At 35.4% G+C, this 3,974-nt stretch carries 6 protein-coding genes; all 6 read left to right on the top strand.

Going from position 1 to position 3,974, the window contains the following annotated elements; genetic code table 11:
• Positions 1-88: 88 nt before the first annotated feature.
• Positions 89-466: a hypothetical protein gene (locus WJR50_RS33820; protein WP_341297744.1), complete on the top strand. Its 378-nt coding sequence runs from the start codon at positions 89-91 to the stop codon at positions 464-466.
• Between the two features lie 154 nt (positions 467-620).
• Positions 621-1,361 (top strand): hypothetical protein, encoded by a 741-nt coding sequence (locus WJR50_RS33825; RefSeq protein ID WP_341297745.1) that lies wholly within the window; start codon positions 621-623, stop codon positions 1,359-1,361.
• Positions 1,362-1,444: 83 nt separating this feature from the next.
• Entirely contained in the window at positions 1,445-2,062 is a 618-nt protein-coding gene (locus tag WJR50_RS33830) for a hypothetical protein (protein WP_341297746.1), read from the top strand.
• Between the two features lie 86 nt (positions 2,063-2,148).
• Positions 2,149-2,631: a hypothetical protein gene (locus WJR50_RS33835; RefSeq protein WP_341297747.1), complete on the top strand. Its 483-nt coding sequence runs from the start codon at positions 2,149-2,151 to the stop codon at positions 2,629-2,631.
• Positions 2,632-2,659: 28 nt separating this feature from the next.
• A complete protein-coding gene (locus tag WJR50_RS33840) occupies positions 2,660-3,226 on the top strand; it encodes a hypothetical protein (RefSeq protein WP_341297748.1) in 567 nt (188 codons plus the stop codon).
• A 78-nt stretch (positions 3,227-3,304) separates the two neighbouring features.
• Positions 3,305-3,820 (top strand): hypothetical protein, encoded by a 516-nt coding sequence (locus WJR50_RS33845; protein ID WP_341297749.1) that lies wholly within the window; start codon positions 3,305-3,307, stop codon positions 3,818-3,820.
• The last annotated feature ends 154 nt before the right edge of the window (positions 3,821-3,974 follow it).

Here is a 3,974-nt window from a genome sequence, read left to right on the forward strand (position 1 = left end):
ATAAAGCCAGCAAGATGAAGCAGAATATCTCATCAAAAAGTCACATCTTGCCTCTACGACCGGTAGCTTTAACGTTGTGCCTAATTGAATGAAGAACAGTATCTTAATAGCTATTGCCGTTATCATCGCAACAATTTTCATTCTGTATAATCTACCGATGGAATTATACAATAGAAAAGAGATTGAACGAGGAAACGAATTGATAAAGAGTATAGATAGGTATCATCAAAAAGAAGGAAATTTTCCTGCTAACAACGATTGGGAAACGTTAAGGAAGATTGGTTTTACAAGCGAAGAAATGGGAAGAGCATATCCAGAAATAAGAAACCTCAATGACTCAACCTATGAATTGATATTTACTATAGGATTTGATCCGCCATACTTGATGTGGAATTCAAATGAAAGAAAATGGAAAGAAGATTTTCCATCAATTCCTGAATCCTGGATGGAAAAGGATGAAAACTAGGCACAACAAAACGCAGCCAGCAGCCTAGCAAAAATGAGCTTGATTATTCATTGCTCCAAGCACGGAAATCGATAATTTGAAAGACAAACGCAAACAAACCCAGCCGTCGGCTCGCGTTGGCCGTTAGCGCCAATGGTGAAATTCAAAATACTAAATGCAGATAATTGACTCAAATGATTTCAATCTTAGAACAGCTGCTTACTTGCTGAAGAATCAAGATTTAGAATTCTTAATTATACCCGTTCTGCATATTGGATCAACGGAGTTCTATCAGGAGGTAATTGCTGAACTCAACAAATGTGATTTGATATTATATGAGGGAGTTGGTTTAAAGAAACTTGAAGGATTTAAACATGCGTATCGGCAATTTGCCAGTAGATTAGGATTGGTCTATCAGGGTGATGAGATCAATACGAAAAAATTTGGTTCTAAGCTAATCCATGCAGATTTTAACCGAGAGATTGCTGAACAGGAATGGAAGAAAATACCTGTAATTTCAAGATTGCTATTTAGAACTTTGTACCCTATAGGTTTATTTTTCCTATCACATTACTATACGAAAAGTTCTTTGGCAAAATCATATCGTCAGAAACATGAACTAGATGATCAATTCTGGTTTATGACGCATGGAAAAGCAAATTCAGTGGAAAACTTTATCAATATCAAAAGGGAAAAAACGATCTTTAATGCGATTGATCAGCAAATAGATGAAGCAAGCAAAGAGATTAGAATTGGGGTCATTTATGGGGCAGGTCACATGAAGAAGGTACTCAACTATTTGATGGATACTTACTCTTTTAAAATAGTTGATTCTTGGTTTTTAACTGTATTTTGGCTGACGGACAGCGAATTTGAATATAAAAGAAAGGAAAACACTGGCGCTAACACTGCATAAGCGCAATGCTCAGGCGAAGCCTTCGCCAGCGCCTATGCTGGTCGTTATGTGGCACCTAAATTGAAATGTTTAAACTGTATTATATGAGAAAAATACTAGTAATGCTTTTTGTTACACTCTCATTTTGTGGATGTGAGGAAGAAGAAATAATAGAGAAACCATTTATTGATAATAACCTATGTCAAATTGAATATATAGAAAACTATGAAAATATACCAAATCAAGGAAATTTGTTTTCCTGGGATAGTATATCATATATGGTGTATCATTGGGATAAATCGAGATACGAATTAAGAGCACCTTTATCTGAAACCGACAACCTGTTACATATTATTGAAGCTTATTCGTTTGAAGGTGACTCAGCTTACAAAAAATTAGTAATTAGTATACCTGATGATGATTTTAAGTTAGGCTCTGTTCAGTTGGGTAACTTAACATTTGAAGAACCTACTTTTGAGTATACAAGATTCATTGAATTAGAAAGAGGTTCAAATGGATATGGTGGGATAACTTTTACAAACTACAAAAGAGTTAAAGAGGATAGGGAGATGTTCGGCACTATTGATATCACCCATATAAGTGAAAGCGTCTCACAAATTCAGTTTTATAACTTGGAAATATATTCTTCGGGGTTTGATATAATTAATTATCCTCATACAAAATTAGAGATAAATTCGAACCTTCTAATTAGAAAAGAATAGGCGCCACATAACAAGCCATAAGCGCAATGCTACGGCTGCGCCTTCGCAGCGCCTATGGCAGTCGTTAGGCACTAGCGGAAGAAGAAATGAAAATTGAAGAACACAGCTTAGAGCTATTTGCAGATTATTTTCAAATCTACCTTCAAGATGAAGATGCAGAAGGAGATTTATCTAATGGATGGACGGCTTCAGATGTTGATAATTTACTGGCTCTGACAGATGGAACAATAGGAGTTGGAACGGCTAGAAACATGACAGTACCAGTTTGCATCCAAATATTTAATTCAGCACCTGATATAGAACAGATATCAGGAATAGATCAAATTAACGAATGTGATATAGCATTGAATTCAGGAAGGCTAGTTGTGTCTGGATGTACCGATTATTTACCAGAAGCTTTACGCATCAATCTTGAAAAAGGAATTTACAGAGCCAGAATCTACTATCTGAATTTAGATACATTAAGAGAAGATGGACTAGAGGGAGATGATTCGTATATTATTCAGTTGTGGAAAGTGTCTGAAACAAAAGGATTAAAAATTATTAGGAAAAGAAAAGCCAGTGCCTAACATTCAGTATGCGCTACAGCTTCGGCCGATGGCCTCGCCAGCGCCTACGATCGCCGTTATAGGCGATGGGATAGAAATGACAGTAGATCAATTTAAACAGGAACTGAAGGAACCGGAGAAGACCAATGATATACTAAATTACTTAGTATGCGTTTTCTTTATCGGTTTTGGAATATGGATGATCGGAGATTTAATCATTAATGATTTTTATCATCCTAGACATAAGGGAAATTATCTTATCCTACTTGCTCCACTTCTTTCCATAATCATCGGAATTTATGGGTTTTGGAGGATACCGAAAGATTATCAAATAGGCTGTATCAATTCTGTAAAAACCATAGATGAAAAATGGATGGTTATCAATGAATATTTGTCCCAGTTAAAGATCAGATCTAAAAAAATAGAGAATAATCAAATTGAATGTGTATACAGGAATAAGTTTTTTAATTCTTTAGTGATCAGTGTGTATTTGGACGAGAATAAAGTTTTGTTCAATGTACAGTCATTAGATTCAGTTAATAAAGGCATAATTGATTTTGGATTATCTAAAAGAGCAACAAAAAGATTAAAGAAATTCTTAGAAAATCGCCTATAACACTACGCACCAGCCATGCTTCGGGCGATGCCCTTGCCGGCCGTTGCGTTCACGTTGGCGGTCAGCTAAAAAGAAAAAATGGCGATCTATCAATTTTATTTAGCAGTAATACCTAAAAAAGGATTACTGAAACTACATAAGCAGATACCAAAAAAGCTTAATATCAATATTAAAGATGATTGCATTGAATCAGAGGCAGAAATATATTGGGATTTGGAAAGGGTTGCTCCAAATGGGATAACTGAAAAAATTGATAAAATTGTTAGCAGAGCAAACTGGGGAAATAATGAATTCAATTTCAACTGGAAAACTTATACAAAGAGATTAGATAACGATGCATGGATAGCAATAAATGAAAAAACAGGTACAATAAATGAGTTTTCATTTAGAGCTGATTTACGAGAATTGAATTTGCTATTTTTAATGAATATGATTGAGCTAGGAAAGCAGTATGATTGGATATTTATGGATAATAAAGGCATGTTGTCAAATCCTGAGATTGAAGAAGTCAAAGTTCAAATTAGAAAATCAAACGCATATAGGTTTTTAAAAGATCCTAAGAATTTTCTTGAAGATATGGACTCTGGTAAATAAAAAAATGATTAAAGCCGAACCGCCAACAATGCTCAGCAACCAGCTTCGGCCGATGGCCTCGCCGTCTGCTGCGCCAGCGTTGATAGGCAATTCAATCATTTTCGGGGATCATTTTTCCTGATTTTGCCAGTAAGAAGATGGAGATTTCCTTCTG

It is taken from the genome of Catalinimonas locisalis (genome assembly GCF_038039535.1).
Classification (GTDB): domain Bacteria; phylum Bacteroidota; class Bacteroidia; order Cytophagales; family Cyclobacteriaceae; genus Catalinimonas.